Annotated in this window: 16 protein-coding genes; 5 read left to right on the top strand and 11 right to left on the bottom strand. The window is 70.7% G+C overall.

Features of this window, described 5'->3' with window-relative positions:
• Window positions 1-202: 202 nt before the first annotated feature.
• Together ACQEVY_RS11875 and ACQEVY_RS11870 are read right to left on the bottom strand one after the other, a co-directional pair.
• Window positions 203-880 (bottom strand): potassium channel family protein, encoded by a 678-nt coding sequence (locus ACQEVY_RS11875; RefSeq protein WP_033318827.1) that lies wholly within the window; start codon window positions 878-880, stop codon window positions 203-205.
• The gene (locus ACQEVY_RS11870) at window positions 880-1,551 is read right to left on the bottom strand and encodes an NAD-binding protein (RefSeq protein WP_432947614.1); all 672 of its coding nucleotides are present in this window, start codon (window positions 1,549-1,551) and stop codon (window positions 880-882) included. The genes ACQEVY_RS11875 and ACQEVY_RS11870 overlap by 1 nt, the downstream gene beginning before the upstream one ends.
• A 410-nt stretch (window positions 1,552-1,961) precedes the next feature.
• On the opposite strand from ACQEVY_RS11870, the gene ACQEVY_RS11865 reads away from it, so the two are divergent.
• The 5 genes from ACQEVY_RS11865 to ACQEVY_RS11845 all read left to right on the top strand — a co-directional run bounded on the left by ACQEVY_RS11865 (window position 1,962) and on the right by ACQEVY_RS11845 (window position 8,950).
• Entirely contained in the window at window positions 1,962-4,013 is a 2,052-nt protein-coding gene (locus tag ACQEVY_RS11865) for an APC family permease (protein ID WP_432947612.1), read from the top strand.
• A 113-nt stretch (window positions 4,014-4,126) separates the two neighbouring features.
• Complete coding sequence (locus tag ACQEVY_RS11860; protein ID WP_432947610.1) at window positions 4,127-5,467, top strand: class I SAM-dependent RNA methyltransferase; 1,341 nt, start codon at window positions 4,127-4,129, stop codon at window positions 5,465-5,467.
• A gap of 185 nt (window positions 5,468-5,652) precedes the next feature.
• Window positions 5,653-6,042, top strand: coding sequence for a hypothetical protein (locus tag ACQEVY_RS11855; protein ID WP_432947608.1), 390 nt, complete (start codon window positions 5,653-5,655; stop codon window positions 6,040-6,042).
• Between the two features lie 174 nt (window positions 6,043-6,216).
• Window positions 6,217-6,822 carry a hypothetical protein gene (locus ACQEVY_RS11850; protein ID WP_432947606.1) on the top strand — a complete coding sequence of 202 codons (606 nt, stop codon included), beginning with the start codon at window positions 6,217-6,219 and terminating at the stop codon, window positions 6,820-6,822.
• 118 nt (window positions 6,823-6,940) lie between these two features.
• Complete coding sequence (locus ACQEVY_RS11845) at window positions 6,941-8,950, top strand: copper resistance CopC/CopD family protein (protein ID WP_432947604.1); 2,010 nt, start codon at window positions 6,941-6,943, stop codon at window positions 8,948-8,950.
• 91 nt (window positions 8,951-9,041) lie between these two features.
• Here the strand turns inward: ACQEVY_RS11845 and ACQEVY_RS11840 are convergent, their stop codons facing one another.
• The 9 genes from ACQEVY_RS11840 to ACQEVY_RS11800 form a co-directional block, all read right to left on the bottom strand.
• The gene (locus ACQEVY_RS11840; protein WP_432947602.1) at window positions 9,042-9,527 is read right to left on the bottom strand and encodes a DUF6174 domain-containing protein; all 486 of its coding nucleotides are present in this window, start codon (window positions 9,525-9,527) and stop codon (window positions 9,042-9,044) included.
• Window positions 9,528-9,657: 130 nt separating this feature from the next.
• Entirely contained in the window at window positions 9,658-10,389 is a 732-nt protein-coding gene (locus ACQEVY_RS11835) for a DUF1775 domain-containing protein (protein ID WP_432955179.1), read from the bottom strand.
• A gap of 50 nt (window positions 10,390-10,439) precedes the next feature.
• Window positions 10,440-11,135 (bottom strand): hypothetical protein, encoded by a 696-nt coding sequence (locus ACQEVY_RS11830; RefSeq protein WP_432947600.1) that lies wholly within the window; start codon window positions 11,133-11,135, stop codon window positions 10,440-10,442.
• Window positions 11,136-11,188: 53 nt separating this feature from the next.
• Window positions 11,189-11,644, bottom strand: a complete 456-nt coding sequence (locus tag ACQEVY_RS11825) for a DUF3093 domain-containing protein (protein WP_432947598.1) — start codon at window positions 11,642-11,644, stop codon at window positions 11,189-11,191.
• Window positions 11,645-11,686: 42 nt separating this feature from the next.
• The gene (locus ACQEVY_RS11820) at window positions 11,687-12,253 is read right to left on the bottom strand and encodes a carbonic anhydrase (protein WP_432947596.1); all 567 of its coding nucleotides are present in this window, start codon (window positions 12,251-12,253) and stop codon (window positions 11,687-11,689) included.
• A 21-nt stretch (window positions 12,254-12,274) separates the two neighbouring features.
• On the bottom strand, window positions 12,275-12,943 hold the full coding sequence (locus tag ACQEVY_RS11815; RefSeq protein ID WP_432947594.1) for a DsbA family protein: 669 nt from the start codon (window positions 12,941-12,943) through the stop codon (window positions 12,275-12,277).
• The gene (locus ACQEVY_RS11810) at window positions 12,940-14,985 is read right to left on the bottom strand and encodes a cytochrome c oxidase assembly protein (protein ID WP_432947592.1); all 2,046 of its coding nucleotides are present in this window, start codon (window positions 14,983-14,985) and stop codon (window positions 12,940-12,942) included. The genes ACQEVY_RS11815 and ACQEVY_RS11810 overlap by 4 nt, the downstream gene beginning before the upstream one ends.
• A complete protein-coding gene (locus tag ACQEVY_RS11805; RefSeq protein WP_432947590.1) occupies window positions 14,975-15,562 on the bottom strand; it encodes a copper resistance CopC family protein in 588 nt (195 codons plus the stop codon). Before ACQEVY_RS11805 ends, ACQEVY_RS11810 begins: the two co-directional genes overlap by 11 nt.
• A gap of 83 nt (window positions 15,563-15,645) precedes the next feature.
• Window positions 15,646-16,317, bottom strand: coding sequence for a hypothetical protein (locus ACQEVY_RS11800; RefSeq protein WP_432947588.1), 672 nt, complete (start codon window positions 16,315-16,317; stop codon window positions 15,646-15,648).
• Window positions 16,318-16,525 lie beyond the last annotated feature (208 nt).

The following is a 16,525-nucleotide window of genomic DNA, read 5'->3' as shown; positions in this document are numbered from 1 at the left end:
CAGCGCCCGAACCCCACTCGGGGCTCCGCCCCTGGACTCCGCTGGGGCTGCGCCCCAGACCCCCATCGGCCTGAACGGCCTCGTCCTCAAACGCCGGACGGGCTGAAAAGAACGCCAGACGGGCCGAATCGGGCCCCCGGGAGAACACTGAATGGGGGCGCCCGGAGAACTCAGGGCGCCCCCATCCACGTACCGCCGGCAATCAGCCGACCGCATCCTCCCGCCGGACCGACAGCAGATCCTCCAGCTGTTCCTCCCTGGCCTGGGCCGCAACGAACAGCAGCTCGTCGCCTGCCTCCAGGGAGTCTTCCCTTGTCGGGGTCAGGACTCGGGTGCCGCGGATGATCGTGACCAAGGACGTGTCCTCGGGCCATTCCACGTCGCCTACCCGGGTGCCTGCCAGGGCCGACTCCGGGGGGAGCGTCAGCTCTACCAGGTTGGCGTCGCCGTGGCTGAAGCGGAGGAGGCGGACCAGGTCGCCTACGCTGACCGCCTCCTCTACCAGGGCCGACATCAGGCGGGGGGTCGAGACGGCTACGTCGACGCCCCAGGACTCGTTGAACAGCCACTCGTTCTTGGGGTTGTTGACGCGGGCGACGACGCGTGGAACGCCGTACTCCGTCTTTGCGAGCAGGGAGACGACGAGGTTCACCTTGTCGTCGCCCGTGGCGGCGATGACGACGTTGCAGCGCTGAAGTGCTGCCTCGTCCAGCGAAGTGATCTCGCAGGCGTCGGCCAGCAGCCACTCCGCCTGCGGCACGCGCTCGACCGAGATCGCGGTCGGCGCCTTGTCGATCAGCAGGATCTCGTGCCCGTTCTCCAGCAGTTCGCCCGCGATCGAGCGGCCCACCGCACCGGCACCGGCAATGGCGACCCTCATCAGTGACCGCCCTCCTCGTCAGGGCCCTTGGCGAACGCCGCCTCGACCTTGTCCACGTCGTCCGTACGCATCATCACGTGCACCAGATCGCCCTCCTGGAGCACCGTTTGGGAGCTCGGCAGGATCGCCTCGCCGAGGCGGGTGAGGAAGGCGACGCGTACGCCGGTCTCGTCCTGGAGCTTGCTGATCCGCTGGCCCACCCATGCCGTCGAGGCGTGTACCTCGGCAAGCTGCACCCCGCCGGTGGGGTCGCGCCACAGCGGCTCGGAGCCCGCCGGGAGCAGCCGGCGCAGCATCTGGTCGGCGGTCCAGCGGACGGTGGCGACGGTCGGGATGCCCAGGCGCTGGTAGACCTCGGCGCGGCGAGGGTCGTAGATGCGCGCCGCGACGTTCTCGATGCCGAACATCTCGCGGGCCACCCGGGCGGCGATGATGTTCGAGTTGTCGCCGCTGGAGACGGCGGCGAAGGCGCCCGCCTCCTCGATGCCCGCCTCGCGCAGGGTGTCCTGGTCGAAGCCGACTCCGGTGACACGACGGCCGCCGAACCCGGAGCCCAGTCGTCGGAAGGCGGTGGGGTCCTGGTCGACCACGGCGACCGTGTGCCCCTGTTGCTCCAGGGTCTGGGCGAGAGCGGAACCGACTCTCCCGCAGCCCATGATGACGATGTGCACGACCGTCCTTCCGATGTCAATTGTTACTGCTCATGGAGTTACTGCTCAAGCTGAACAAGGTCTCCAACAGGGTCTCAGACCGATGCCCAAGCTACACACGCGCGGTCCGCGGAGGGCACCCCTGTGCACGCTCGCCCATGGCCCGTCGTGATCAGCGGCGGCTGATGCTTCGGATGCTGACGACGGTCAGGACACCGAGGCCGAGGAGCGCGGCGGCGGCACCGATGAGTTCCGCGGTGGCAGGCGTCATGAGGTCTCCAGGAGGGCTGGTAGGCGAGGTTTTGTCATATAGACATGGGGATGCCGTCGGTGCCGGAACCCGCTGCATCACTCGTATCTCAATTCACTCGTAGGGCAGACGTCGGGTGGCGGGTGGGCACCCCGTACCCCGACCGCTTACGATCCTCAGCGTGTCCAAACTGACCGACGTGCCCAAACGCATCCTCATCGGGCGCGCACTGCGCAGTGACCGGCTGGGGGAAACACTCCTGCCGAAGCGCATCGCCCTCCCCGTGTTCGCCTCCGACCCGCTGTCCTCCGTGGCGTACGCGCCGGGCGAGGTGCTGCTGGTCCTGTCCATCGCGGGCGTGTCGGCCTACCACTTCAGCCCCTGGATCGCGGCCGCGGTCGTGGTGCTGATGTTCACGGTGGTCGCTTCGTACCGGCAGAACGTGCACGCGTACCCGAGCGGCGGCGGCGACTACGAGGTGGCCAACACCAACCTCGGTCCCAAGGCCGGACTCACCGTGGCCAGCGCGCTGCTCGTCGACTATGTGCTCACCGTCGCCGTGTCGATCTCCTCCGGCATCGAGAACCTCGGTTCCGCGATCCCCTTCGTGGTCGAGAACAAGGTGCCGTGCGCGATCGCCGTCATCGTGCTGCTCACGCTGATGAACCTGCGCGGGGTCAGGGAGTCCGGGAAGCTCTTCGCGATTCCGACGTACGTCTTCGTCGTGGGCGTCTTCTCGATGATCGCCTGGGGCGCGTACCGCGGTCTGGTCCTCGACGACACCATGAAGGCACCCACCGCCGGCTTCGAGATCAAGGCGGAGGAGGAAGGCCTCGCGGGCTTCGCGCTCGTGTTCCTGCTGCTGCGGGCCTTCTCCTCCGGCTGTGCTGCGCTCACCGGCGTCGAGGCGATCAGCAACGGCGTCCCGGCGTTCCGCAAGCCCAAGTCCAAGAACGCCGGGACCACGCTGGCGTTGATGGGTCTGTTCGCGGTCACCATGTTCTGCGGCATCATCGGCCTGGCCATGGCGTCCAACGTACGCATGGCCGAGCACCCGGCGACCGACCTGCTGGAGAACGGCGTCGCGGTCGGCGCCGACTACGTCCAGAACCCGGTGATCTCGCAGGTCGCCGAGGCCGTCTTCGGTGGCGGCAGCTTCATGTTCGTGCTGCTCGCCGCGGCCACCGCGCTGGTGCTCTTCCTCGCGGCCAACACCGCGTACAACGGCTTCCCGCTGCTGGGCTCGATCCTCGCGCAGGACCGCTACCTGCCCCGCCAGCTGCACACCCGCGGCGACCGCCTCGCCTTCTCCAACGGCATCGTGCTGCTGGCGGGCGCCGCCGGTCTGCTGGTGTGGGTCTACGGCGCCGACTCGACCCGGTTGATCCAGCTTTACATCGTCGGCGTCTTCGTCTCGTTCACGCTCAGCCAGACCGGCATGGTCCGGCACTGGAACCGCCACCTGGCCACCGAGCGGGACCAGGCCGTCCGCCGCCGCATGTACCGATCCCGGGCGATCAACACCTTCGGCGCCTTCTTCACCGGGCTCGTTCTGGTCGTCGTACTCGTCACCAAGTTCACGCACGGCGCCTGGGTCGCGCTGCTCGGCATGGTGATCTTCTACGCGATCATGTCCGCGATCCGTAAGCACTATGACCGCGTCGCCGAGGAGATCGCCGCGCCGGAAGGGCCGAGCGACGATGTCGTACGCCCCTCGCGCGTCCACTCCGTCGTCCTGATCTCCAAGATCCACCGCCCGACGCTGCGCGCCCTCGCCTACGCCAAGCTGATGCGCTCGCACACCCTGGAGGCGCTCAGCGTCAACGTCGACCCGGCCGAGACCAAGGCACTGCGGGAGGAGTGGGAACGGCGCGGCATCGACGTACCGCTGAAGGTCCTCGACTCCCCGTACCGCGAGATCACACGGCCGGTCATCGAGTACGTGAAGAACCTGCGCAAGGAGTCCCCGCGTGACGCGGTCAGCGTGATCATCCCCGAGTACGTGGTGGGCCACTGGTACGAGCAACTGCTGCACAACCAGAGCGCCCTCAGGCTCAAGGGACGGCTGCTGTTCACACCGGGCGTGATGGTGACCTCCGTGCCGTACCAGCTGGAGTCCTCCGAGGTGGCCAAGAGGCGGGCCCGGAAGCAGCAGGAGTGGAACGCGCCGGGTGCCGTGCGGCGCGGTCCCGCGGAACAACGGCCCAAGGAGCCCAGCACCCCCAAGGGCTGACAGGGTCGTACGGAGTCGTACGGACTCAGTGTCGAACGGCCGGGCGGGGCCCACGTAGACTGGTGGGCTGTTGTCCGGCCGTTCCCCCTTTTCGCATCTGGAGTCACCCCGCCATGCAGGCAGAACCGAAGAAAACGCCGGCGGGGTCGCTCGTGGGGCAGGAGTACGAGGTCGAGATCGGGCCCGTCGCCCATGGCGGGCACTGCATCGCCCGTACGTCGGAGGGGCAGGTGCTCTTCGTACGGCACGCGCTGCCCGGTGAGCGGGTCGTCGCGCGGGTGACGGAGGGCGAGGAGGACTCGCGCTTCCTGCGCGCGGACGCGGTCACGATCCTGGACGCGTCCAAGGACCGAGTCGAGGCGCCCTGCCCGTACGCGGGCCCCGGCCGCTGCGGCGGCTGCGACTGGCAGCACGCCAAGCCGGGCGCTCAGCGGCGCCTGAAGGGCGAGGTGATCGCCGAGCAGCTGCAGCGGCTCGCGGGCCTGACGCCCGAGGAGGCCGGCTGGGACGGCACGGTGATGCCGGCCGAGGGTGACAAGGTGCCCGCCGGTGAGGTGCCCGCCTGGCGTACGCGCGTGCAGTACGCGGTGGACGATGCCGGGCACGCCGGTCTGCGGCGGCACCGTTCGCACGAGGTCGAGCCGATCGAGCACTGCATGATCGCCGCGCCGGGCGTCAGCGAGCTGGGCATCGAGCGGCGAGAGTGGCCCGGGATGGAGTCGATCGAGGCGATCGCCGCGACGGGCTCCCAGGACCGGCAGGTGATCCTCACGCCACGGCCCGGCGCCCGCCTGCCGATCGTGGAGCTGGACCGGCCGGTGTCGGTGATGCGCGTGGAGGAGAAGGACGGGGGCGTGCACCGCGTCCACGGCCGCCCCTTCGTCCGCGAGCGCGCGGACGACCGCACGTACCGGGTCGGCAGCGGCGGCTTCTGGCAGGTCCACCCGAAGTCCGCGGACACGCTGGTCAAGGCGGTCATGCAGGGCCTGCTACCGCGCAAGGGCGAGACGGCCCTCGACCTGTACTGCGGCGTCGGCCTCTTCGCGGGCGCCCTCGCCGACCGCCTCGGCGACAAGGGCGCCGTGCTCGGCATCGAGTCCGGTAAGCGCGCGGTGGAGGACGCCCGCCACAACCTCGCCGCCTTCGACCGCGTCCGCATCGAACAGGGCAAGGTCGAGACGGTGCTGCCACGCACCGGCATCACCGAGGCCGACCTGATCGTCCTAGACCCACCGCGTGCTGGCGCCGGCAAGAAGACGGTCGGGCTTCTGACGGGGCTCGGGGCGCGGCGCATCGCGTATGTGGCGTGCGATCCGGCGGCGCTGGCACGGGACTTGGGGTACTTCCGGGACGGGGGGTATCGGGTGCGGACGCTTCGGGCGTTTGATTTGTTTCCGATGACGCATCACGTGGAGTGCGTGGCGATTCTGGAGCCAGCCGGGAAGGGCTCCTGACCTCACTCGCTCCCTACATCCGGCAAGGTCCACCGAACCAGGTGATTGCTCTTGCGACGAAGATGCCCGTGTTGCCCATGTCACCTTTCCTTCCTGGGAGTTCGGCATGTTCGGGGGATGCGGGCCGGTAACGTTTCGGCGTCGGTACGAGCAAGACGTCCGGGGGTCCGGTGGTGATGCGGCGCATGACGGCAGCAGCCGTGCTGCTGGCTGCTGCCGTCATGCTGCACTTCGGACTGCCCCACCACTCCTCGGCCACTCCGAGCGCGGTGTCCGCCGGGGCACCCGCCATCGAATCGGAGTACAGGAAGGCGCAGGGTCCGGAGTTGGCCGCGGCTCACGCCGGTACCGAATCGCAGCACCACGAGGCCGCCGACGACGCTCTCGCCATGCCGCCCCGGGCAGTTCACCTCGTCGAGCCGCCGTCGCTCGCCGAGGACGCGACCGCGAACGAGACGCTTGCGTCCCTCGTCATCGTGTCCGGCATGCCGCATCCCCGTGCCGCGAGAGACGTCTGGAACCCCGGCGGCGGACTCGCGCCCGAGCCCGCCACCCTGCAGACCTTCCGCTGCTGATCGGCAGCGTGCTCCGCGCACCGTCCCCACCGTCGGTACGCACCACCGTGGCCGACCGAGCAGTCAACCGACCGCTCACCACGGCTCGTTGACGCGTACCGGACGCGCGCAGCACGCACTCTTCGCGCCCTTCCCTCCCCGAGAGCCCCACGAAGAGTCACGAGGCCGATATTCATGCACACGCTCATTGAGCACGCCCGTACGTTCCCCGAGAAAATCGCCGACCAGCGGGTGCCACAGCATCCCGAGCATCCCGAGCAGTCAGGGCAGTCAGGGCAGTCAGGGCAGTCAGAGCAACCGGAGCGAGGACGCGCCGGCCGCAGCCTGCCCACCGCCCGCTTTGTACGCCGCGCCGCGCTGGCCGTAGGCCTGGCCCTTCTTCCTCTGGCCACGGCCTGCAGCGGGGGTGAGGACGGCGCTGCGGTGGACCGCAGGCCCTCGACCAGCCCCGTTGCTGACGTCGTGGCCCCGGCGAAGGTCGAGGTGATCGCCAACCTGACCGGCTGCAAGCCCAAGATCCGCATCGAGGCGGACCAACTGCGTCAGGGCCTCTGCCACACGAAGAAGGTGGACTACCTCATCACCACCTTCCCCGAGGAGAAGTACAAGCAGACCTGGCTGGACTCCGCCGCCATCTACGGGGGCAAGTACCTGGTCGGCTCCCGCTGGATCCTCAGCGCGAAAGAGCCGGAGATGCTGGAGCAGTTCCGTACCAAGCTCGGCGGGACGATCAAACAACTGAGCGGCATCGGCCCGAATCCGGCCCCGAGCGCGTCGTAGCGGCGGCCGCGTCCCGGCCCGCCCTCGCACCCCCCACACCCCTGCACCCCACACTCCTACGCCCCCACACCGCGGTCCTCGACCGCGACGTACGAGCCCCTGCCCTGGAGGCTGCTTCATGCCCATCGCGTCATGCCGGGCCAGGAAACCGCTGAGCGTCCTGCTCCTGGCCGGAGCCGTGCTGGCCTTCCTGCTCGGCGGTGCCGGAACCGCTTCCGCCCACGCCACCTTGACCGGGAACGAACCGGCCGACGTCTCGGTCCTCAAGACGGCCCCGAAGCAGGTCACGCTCACCTTCAGCGAAGGCGTCAGCCTCTCCGGCGGCTCGCTGCGCGTCCTGTCCCCGAAGAACCTGCGGGTCGACCGGGGTACGGTCACGCGGGCGGGCGGGAAGGCCGACACCGCACGAGTGACGCTGAGTGGCAAGCTGCCCGAGGGCACCTACACGGTGTCCTGGCGGGTCGTCTCCGCGGACGGTCACCCGATCTCCGGCGCGTTCACCTTCTCCATCGGCGAACCATCCGCCGGCTCCGCCATCGCGCCGTCGGCCGAGCCCCCGGACGACACCGCCGCCTCCCGCCTCTACGACACCGTCCGCTACGTCGCGTACGGCGGCCTCGCCCTGCTCATCGGCGTCGCCCTGTTCATCCTCGGGTGCTGGCCGGCCGGCGCGGGTCTGCGCCCGCTGCGCAGGCTGCTGCTTGTCGGGTGGAGGGCGCTGTTCGTCTCCACCGTCGTCCTGCTGCTCCTCCGCGGTCCGTACGAGACCGGCCGGGGGCTCACCGCCGTGTTCGACCTGTCGCTCCTGGGTCAGACCATCACCGGCAGGAGTGGGCTGGCCCTGGGGGCACGGCTGTTGCTGCTCGCCGTGGCGGCCATCCTTGCCGCGCGGTGGGCGACCCGGCTCCGCGGCGGTTCCGACGGGTCGGGTGAGAGCGCGGCCGCTGACGCCGCTGCACCGACGTACGCCCCGTCAGCTCCCCGTGCCGACGCAGCTGATCGGCCCGCCGGGGAACGGCAGTTCGGGTCCGGGGTGTACGGAGCGGGGGTGCTGTTCGCCGTGGGTCTGACCCTCACCTGGGCCGTGGCCGAGCACGCCGCCACCGGTCTCCAGGTCCCGCTGGCGATCCCCGTTTCCGTGCTGCACCTGCTTGCCATGGCGGTGTGGCTGGGTGGTCTGCTCGCGCTGGCCGTCGCCCTGTTCCGGGCACCCGCGGGCACGGTGATCCCGGCAGCGGCGGTCGCGCGCTTCTCCCGGCTGGCGTTCACCGCGGTCGTCGTCCTGGTCGCCACCGGCGTCTATCAGTCCTGGCGTCAGATCGGCTCCATGGAGGCCCTGGCCACCACGGAGTACGGCAGGCTCCTCACCTACAAAATCGCCGCCGTGATCCTCGTGTTGACCGCGGCGGCGTTCTCCCGCCAGTGGACCGCGCAGCTCGGCCACCAGACGCAACCGTCGGAAGCCCTTCCGGCGGGGGTACCTGAGCGCGTCCGCGTCGCGCAGACCGTCGGCGCGGGTGCCTCCTCCGACGGCGACGCGTCCGCGGGCACCGACAACGCCGGACCGCCCGCTCCACGAGACCCCGCCGACAGTCCCGCCGCCTCTGACTCCTCGTCCGGGTCCGACCGCCACCTGCGTGGCCTGCGCCGATCGGTCGCCGTCGAGGCCGTCCTCGGCGTGGTGGTCCTGGCGATCACCACGGTGCTCACCGGCACCCAGCCCAGCCGTGCCGCCGTCCAGAGCGCCGCCGCGACCGCCGCAGCCCAGGAGCCCACGGCGCGGGTGGTGACCATCCCGTTCGACGTCGGCACCCCGAACGGACAGGGCACAGCGCAGATCACCTTCGCACCGGGACGCGTCGGCGACAACACCGTGGAGGCCCTGGTGTACGGGCCCGACGGGGGCCCCTCCTCGGTCCCCGAACTCCGTCTCACCCTCACCCAACGCGCCCAGCGGATCGGCCCGCTGGATGCGAAACTCACTGACCGGGGAGGCTATTGGGCCACCGACCGCCTGCGGCTTCCGCTGCCCGGCACCTGGACCCTGCGGGTCACGGTGCGCACCACCGACATCGACCAGGTCACCGTCTCCGAGAACGTGAACATCAGGCCGTTGCCTCCGACCTGACCCGCTGTTGGTGGTGAGCACGGGTCAGGAACGGGCGCGGGCCGCGATTCCTTGGGCCTGAGGTTCGCATCACCACGCCGAGGGTGCGCAATCAGCCATCGGCGGGTTCGTAGGCGCTGATGACGTACAGGGCCTCGTCGTCGATCGCGTCCTTCTCCCAGTCCAGTGAGATCCGTACCGGGTGCCCGTCGGCCGCGTACTCGGCTTCCGCCGTGTCCGCCTTGTCGCGCCTGGCCTGCTCCAGCTCCTCCAACAGCTCGCCGATGGTGGGCACTTCGCCAGGCAACTGCTTCACCACACGCCGGCCGCTCTCGTCGAGACCGACCGCCTCCGCCACCTTGCCGTCCCGGACCGTCACCCGGAAGGTCCCGATCAGCGACCTTTCCCCTTCGCTGGACTTCAGCGTGTACATGTACGAGGAGGGCTCCTCCCAGGTGGTCTCGCTCTTCGGCTCGGTCCCCTCGGTGGCGCCCGAGGACGTGGGCGTCTCGGTGCCGCAGGCTACAGCCGCACACATCAGTCCACCGATCAGCGCGGCAGCGGAGACAGAGCGGGCACGGGAGCGTACGGCAGTCATGGCGGCCCCTTCGAAGACGGCTACTGCTATGACGCCGGTCGGCCCGCGGACGTTCGCCGGGGCATGCGGCTCCTGCGTCCGCGCGTCCGGGGGCGGATGCGGCTCCGCCCCCGGACACAGTGGTGCGAGGTCAGCTCTGCGACGCCGCGGTGCGCCGCTTCACCAGCCACCACGCGCCGCCGCCCACGGCGAGCAGCGCCACGACGACCCCGCCGATGACCAAGCCCGCCGAGCTACTCTCGTCCTCCTCGGCGGCCGTGGGGTCGGTCTCGGAGCCCGCAGCCTCAGCGGGCGGCTCGGTGGCCGACGGGGTCGGGCTGGTCGTCGCGCTCTCACTGGGGCTGGGACTGGCCGGCTTGGCGCCCGGGGCCGCGGCCTTCAACGTCAGGACCGGCGCGGGCTGTTCGGGCTCCTCGCCGCCGCTGGGCAGCTCGATCCAGCGGGAGACCTCGCCGTCGCTGTATGTCTCGACGGTCTTGAACGCGACCTCCTTCGCATCCGGGAGCTGCCGGACCTTGATCTTGTGCTCGGCGTCGACGCCGGTCTTCAGGGCGGGGCCGCCGACGGTGTATCCGTCGCTGGTGGCCTTCAGCTTCCAGCCCTTGGGCGCCTCGTCGAGCGCCACGTCACCGGGAGCGATGCCTTCGGGCAGTACGACGCGCAGTTCGGTGAAGCCCGCTGAGTCGGACTCGGCCTCGGAGACGAAGCTGAAGGTGACGTTCTCGGCCAGGGCCTGCGGGGTGTCGGCCTCGACCTCCGCGTGCGCGGCGGCCGGTGCGGCCAGGGCGAGCGTGGCCGTCAACGCGGCGGCACCGGCGAGTGCGACACGGCGGCCCGCACGGGCCACCCGGTGGTGGTAGATGGACACAGGGGAACTCCTTGCTGGTACGGGAAGAGCCGGCCCCGCAGACGTCAGGGACCGGTGAGGGACTGGAGGCGCTCCCGCCGCGGTGGTCCCCTGCGCACCACCGCGTGCTCGAGTACGTCATCCCATGCGTGCGCCGCCACCTCGAAGAGGGCCCCCGGCCGCCGGTCGGGCAGCGCGAACACCATGCGGCCGGTGTCGTGGACCAGTCGCGGCCGCATCTGGGCCAGGGCCGCAACGGCCGCCCTGGCCAGCGTCGCAAGCGTGCCGAGGGCGGCCGTCATCCGCGCGTCCGCCCGGTGCAGCAGCCAGGCCACGACCAGCGCGGCGACCACGTGCACGGTCGTCATCGCCGCCCCGGCGTGATGCCACGCGTGACCGTCCCCCGCCTCGGCAGTGACGTGCCCGGCGTGCATCGCGTGTCCCGGCATCGCCGCCGACGTGTCGCCGTCCGCGAAGGACAGCGCGAGATGCAGCACACCCTGCGCCGCCAGGGTGAACGCGACGGTCGCGGCCGGTCCGTAGCGGCGACGTGCCAGCGGCCAGACCGCCGCGAACTGGGCCACGACCGCTCCGCCCACCAGCCGCCAGGGCACCGTCCCTTCGGCGATCGCGTGGTGTCCGAAGGCCGCGAGCACGGTGACGAGCACGGCGAACAGACCGGCCCGCGCGCACGTTCCCGCGCGGCTGGCCCGGCCTGCCCCGGCACGCCCCGCGCGCCCGTTCACGTCATCGCGCTGCACGACCGCCCGTCATCCCCTACCGGTCGGCGCCCGTCCCGGAAACAGCCGCACGATCAGGCCCGCGCACTGATCGCCTCGGCAAGCCGGTCCGGCGTCCGGGTGGAGAGGTAGAGGTACGGGGTGGGGTCGTCGGGGTCGAGGATCTCGACGCGTACCGCGGTGGGGATGAAGCTGCGCATCGCCATGAACGCCCGCAGATCGGCCTTGTACGTCCGCCAGGCCCGCGCTTCCTCGCCGTCGAGGACCTCCGGCTGCCCCAACGCGGTCAGCGGGATGCGGGCGTCCATGACGAACAACGTGTCGCCGGTGACCCGGATGCGTGTCGATCCCTGTGCGCTGACGTACATCCCGGCCAGACAGGTGCCGATGGCCAGGGCGATGAGCGCGGCGATCAGCCCGTAGGGGAGGAAGACCAAGGCCAGGGAGAGGCCGAAGAGGACGGCGATGGCCCACCAGATTCTCGGGGCGGTCAGGCGTTCGTCGTAGACGAGTCGGCTGGGGGAGGTCACGGGCGTTCACCTTGTCGTATACGTCGGGTCGGGTGGGGCTGTTCACAGGGGCAGGAAGGCACTGGCGCGGGCGTGGTGGGCCACGGTCGTGCCGGTGTCGATGTCGTGGAACCAGGCGTGCAGGTGCAGCGACCCGTCGGCCAGCCGGGGCGCGACGCACGGGTAGTTGCTGAGCGCGTCGAGCTGCGTGAGCACGTGCCAGTGCCCGGTGGCGGTCAGGTCTCCGGCGAGCAGGGCCGGACCTTCGTCGGGCTCCGGTATGCCGGACGTGGCCAGGTTGTCGCGCATCGCCTGAGTGACGACGTCGCAGTGCGAGTGGCCGCAGACGATGATGTCCGAGACGTGCAGTTCGTTGACCGCGTACTCCATCGTCCGTCCCTCGCCGGTCGGCGTCTTCGCGTCGTAGGGAGGTATCACCCCTCCGTATGTGCGCAGTTCGAAGAGGTCTCCTGGCTGGGCGGCGGTGATCAGGGCGGGTACGACGCGGGCGTCGGAGCAGGAGATGAACATCGCCCGCGGCCGATGGCGCCGGGCGACGGCGGCCAGGTTCACGGTGTGGGCTGCCGCGCGGGCGCGGAAGACACGTGCCTGGTCGATCAGGTACTGCATGGTGCTGCCTCCCCGTTTGCGTCAGTCGGACAGCCGGTTGTCGATGAGCGCCTTGAACGCCTTGTATGAACCGGGGGTTTGGATCATGGTTCCGTCGAGGAAGAAGGTCGGGGTGCCCTGCACGCCCAGCCCGAGGCCGTCGCGCTGGTCGTCCTGGACGCGTCCGGCGGTCTCCGGATCAGCGAGGTCGGCGTCGAACTTCTTCATGTCCAGGCCGAGTTGCTCGGCGTAGCCGCGGAAGACGGACTCTTTCCACTCCTTTGACTCGCCCCACTCCTTCTGGGTGGTGAAGAGCTTGGTGTACATCTCCTCGAACTTGCCCTGGCGGGCGGCGGCTTCGGCGGCGCGTGCGGCGGGCTCGGCGTTGCGGTGGCCGGGCATGGGGAAGTAGCGGGCGACGAAGGTGACCCGGTCGCCGTACTCCTCGCGCAGCTTCTCCACGACCGGGTACATCGCCCCGCATGCCTCGCACTCGAAGTCCAGGAACTCCACGACCGTGAGCTCGCTCTTCTTCGGGTCGGTGAGGCGATGGCTGCTGTCGCGGACGGGCAGCGCCTCGGCGGCCGGCTGCACATTCACGCCGCCTGCGTCGCGGTCGTCGGGAGAGAACAGCACGAAGGCGCCGAGGACGACGACGAACAGGGCCACGAGCGCCGCGCCGGCGATGAGGTGCTTCTTGACGTTCTTCATGATTCCTCGGTGGGGGCGGAGTTGGTGGTGCGGGCCGGCTGCCGGTCGCGGGCGTGCAGGCTCGCCAGATAGGCGTTGTAGGCGGCCAGCGGGTCGTTCGCGTCGCCGCGGTCGATCTTCCGGTCGACGCGGCGGGCCTCGCGCTGGTCGGAGCGGACCCACTGGATGGCCAGGATGATCGTGGTGATCAGGACGGGGATGTCGCCGGTGGCCCAGGCGATGGCCCCGGCGTCGTACTGGTCGTCCAGCGGATACTCGACCCAGGGCCGGTCGAGCGCCGACCACCAGCCCTCGCCGATCAGCGCGGTCGAGCTCATCAGCGAGATGCTGAACCAGGAGTGGAACGGCATCGTCAGGATCAGCACGAACAGACGGCCCAGATGGGGCGGTCGGTGCGGTCCGGGGTCGATGCCGATGACGACCCAGAAGAACAGCAGTCCGACGGCCAGGAAATGCACCAGCATGAACATATGGCCCAGATGACTGCGCATCAGGGTCTCGAAGAGAGAGCTGTAGTAGACGACGAAGGCGCTGCCGATGAACAGCACGCTCGCCACCACCGGATGCGAGATGACCTTCACGTAGCGGCTGTGCAGCAGCTTGAGGAGCATCTCCCGTGGCCCGTCCGGCTCCCCCTTGGGGGCGCGGGGCAGGGCGCGCAGGGCGAGCGTGGCGGGCGCGCCCAGCACGAGCAGGATCGGCACCGTCATCGCGAGGATCATGTGCTGGCCCATGTGCACGCTGAACAGCACCTTGCCGTAGACCGCCAGCCCGCTCATGGTCGCCAGCACGGTCACCACCAGGCCCAGCAGCCACGAAATCGTGCGCCCGACGGGCCACTTGTCGCCTCGGGCGCGCAGCTTGCGTACGCCTGCCAGGTACAGCAGTGCGGCCGCCGCGGTGCCGAACGCGAACAGCGGGTCGAAGTGCCACTGGGTGAACAGCGGCGTCCACGGGAAGTCGCCGAGCGGCGGAGGCATGGGGAAGCCCAGCAGTTCCTCGGCGGAGGAGAGCGACGCGTCCTCGGCGCCGGGCGCCGGGGTACGCGACAGGCCCACCGCGAGTCCCATCGCGGCGGCCATGAGCAGCAGTTCACCGGCCGCGAGCCGGACGAACTCCCGTCGGCTGCCGTCCGCGAGAGCGGGCAGCGTGCGGCGGCGGTGCCACCAGCCGACGGCACCGAGCAGGGTGAGCGCGACTGCCTTGCCGATGACCATCAGCCCGTACCGGCTGGTGAACACGTCGCCCAGGGACGGGAGCCGGACAGCGGCATTGACGATGCCGCTGGCCGCGACCGCGAGCAGTGCCCAGCCGGCGAGGGGACTGAAACGGCGGGCCGCTGCCGCCGCGTCCGGCTCCCGCCGGGCCGCGAGGACCAGCACGAAGACCAGCCCGCCGACCCACAGGGCCACACCGACCAGGTGCAGCGCGAGGCTGGTGACCGCCGCGTCATGGTTGCCGGAAGCCGAGGAGTGGCCGGTGAACGCGGGCGGCAGCAGTCCGGCGAGGGCGACCAGGAGCGCCAGGCGGGCCCAGCGCGCCGTACCGATGCCCACGCAGAGCGTCGCGATGACGCCTCCGGCAGCCGCCATCAGGGCGTACGACCGCCCTTGGGGGTCCGTGGATACGAAGTCGGCCAGTACGGCGGGGGACAGGACGTCGCCGACCGGCTGGGCGAAAAGGTCGGAGAGCGTGAACACCAGGGTGGCGGCCGAGGCGGCGGCCCACAACGCCCCTGCCGCCGCAGCCCAGTTGAGGTAACGCAGCTGCGTGGGGCCGAGTCTCTTGCCGCCCGGCAGCAGGACGACGACCAGGAGCAGCGAGCCGATGGTGGCCACCGCGGCGGCGTCCGTGACGGTACGGGCCACCGGCAGCCCCCAGGCGGTCACGGCGCCCGCGTCCGGGATCCCGGGGATCTCGACCGTCGCGCCGCCACCGGCCCGCACGGCGGCCACCGTCACGGCGACGGCGAGGCAGACCGATGCGACCAGCACGAGGGACAGAGGCGGCAGCCGCAGGGGCTTGGTGGTGTCAGTGGCCACGGCCGGCTCGCCTCCGCCGCGACACGAACCTGCCCGCAGCCGCCACCGCGACGGCCAGCACACCGGCAGCGAGCAGCATCGTGCCGCCCGCGTCCGAAGACTCCCCGCCGGCCTGTTCCGACTCGGGCTGCCGAGCCGGCACATCGGCCGATTCCGCCGCACGGGGAGACGGGCTGGGACTGTCCGCCTCCTTGACGGTGAAGGTGTACGAGCCCGAGACCGGATGGCCGTCGGCGGAGACGACCCGATAGCCCACGGTGTAGCGGCCGGCTGGAGAGCTGGTGTCGAGGGGAATGCTGACGGTCCTGCCCTCGACCTGCGGACCGCCCTCGGCGGCCGGGGCGCCGTCCGGGCCGGTGACGGCGAGCTTGGAGTACTTCTGGGCCATCGCGTCGCTGAAGGACAGCGTGACGCGCGGGGGCAGTCCGGCGAGTGTGGCGCCCGCGCCCGGACTGGCGGTGTCGAGTTCGGTGTGGGCTGCGGCCTGCGGGACGGTGATGGCCAGGACCGCCAGAGCGGCGGGTGCGACGAGGGTACGTGCCGCCGTGCGGACGGCACGCCGGTCGGTGACGTTCATGACGCGGGACTCTCTGTGGCCCCGGCGACGTGGTCGCCGGGTGGGAGGGACCGGCCCGCCGGGCGGCCCTCGCGTCAGACCCGTCAGGGCATGCAGGGGGCGCCGATCGGCGTCGGCCGGAGAAGGGCGAAGGGACCGTGCCCGGTGGGCGGCGGAGCCCTGCCCTCGTTCAACCGCACCAGCAGCGCCGACATCGGCGGCGAGGTGCTGTCGGGGAGCGCGATCTGCGGACCGGTGCCGTGACGGCCGTTCAGCAGCGGCCAGACGAACACCAGCAGACGTCGTACGGCCGCCAGCAGCGGCCTGCTCTGCCACAGCAGCCGCTCCGTGACGCCCATCAGACGGGCGGCGAGCAGCAGGGTGACCAGGTGCCCGGCGAGCAGCACACCGGGCGGCTGCCCGGACACCGCGGCGTGCTCGACCAGCCAGGACGAGCCGCCGAAGGTGCCGTCCTGTCCCGTCACCGCCACGCAGGCACCCGGCAACGAGTACGCGACGTGGTAGGCGAGTTGAGCGAGCGCGAGCACGCCCAGCAGCTGCGTGTCCGTCAGCCGATGCCGCGTCAGAACCGCCGCGCCCGGCCCGGCCACCGCCGCCATCCCGGCCACGATGACCCACCGAGGCGCATGCCCCTGCGACAGGACATGTCCGGCCAGCGGCAGCAGCACACACAGGACCGCCAGCACCCCGGCCCGAAGTCCGCGCAGCGCACCGGAAGCCGGCGAGGCGGCTTCTGTCGGGTGGGGCGGTCGCATCAGGTCGGGGCTTTCGGGAGTGCGTCGCTGGTTCGGACGGGGAGCGGATGGCGGCCTACGGGACGTCAGAACCCGTACGCCCTTGAAGCGTACCCACCGACTCGCCCACTGGTTCACGACAGGGTGGGGCTCGCGACGCCGTCACTTGGCAACGATCACTGCTTGATGAGTTTCCGCAGGTCAGAGGCTTGCTAACGGACATGACAAC

The sequence above is a fragment of the Streptomyces sp. CA-288835 genome (assembly GCF_050936385.1).
GTDB lineage: Bacteria > Actinomycetota > Actinomycetes > Streptomycetales > Streptomycetaceae > Streptomyces.
Note: the sequence above shows the minus strand (reverse complement) of the source record. Positions and strands in the feature narration are given on the sequence as shown.

Bases quoted from the DNA above. Each gene is read 5' to 3' on its own strand.
- ACQEVY_RS11820 (WP_432947596.1), bottom strand. From the start codon at position 12,253: ATGCAGTACCTGATCGACCAGGCACGTGTCTTCCGCGCCCGCGCGGCA.
- ACQEVY_RS11875 (WP_033318827.1), bottom strand. From the start codon at position 880: ATGAGGGTCGCCATTGCCGGTGCCGGTGCGGTGGGCCGCTCGATCGCG.
- ACQEVY_RS11845 (WP_432947604.1), top strand. From the start codon at position 6,941: ATGCCCATCGCGTCATGCCGGGCCAGGAAACCGCTGAGCGTCCTGCTC.
- ACQEVY_RS11805 (WP_432947590.1), bottom strand. From the start codon at position 15,562: ATGAACGTCACCGACCGGCGTGCCGTCCGCACGGCGGCACGTACCCTC.
- ACQEVY_RS11815 (WP_432947594.1), bottom strand. From the start codon at position 12,943: ATGAAGAACGTCAAGAAGCACCTCATCGCCGGCGCGGCGCTCGTGGCC.
- ACQEVY_RS11860 (WP_432947610.1), top strand. From the start codon at position 4,127: ATGCAGGCAGAACCGAAGAAAACGCCGGCGGGGTCGCTCGTGGGGCAG.
- ACQEVY_RS11840 (WP_432947602.1), bottom strand. From the start codon at position 9,527: ATGACTGCCGTACGCTCCCGTGCCCGCTCTGTCTCCGCTGCCGCGCTG.
- ACQEVY_RS11855 (WP_432947608.1), top strand. From the start codon at position 5,653: ATGACGGCAGCAGCCGTGCTGCTGGCTGCTGCCGTCATGCTGCACTTC.
- ACQEVY_RS11850 (WP_432947606.1), top strand. From the start codon at position 6,217: ATGCACACGCTCATTGAGCACGCCCGTACGTTCCCCGAGAAAATCGCC.
- ACQEVY_RS11800 (WP_432947588.1), bottom strand. From the start codon at position 16,317: ATGCGACCGCCCCACCCGACAGAAGCCGCCTCGCCGGCTTCCGGTGCG.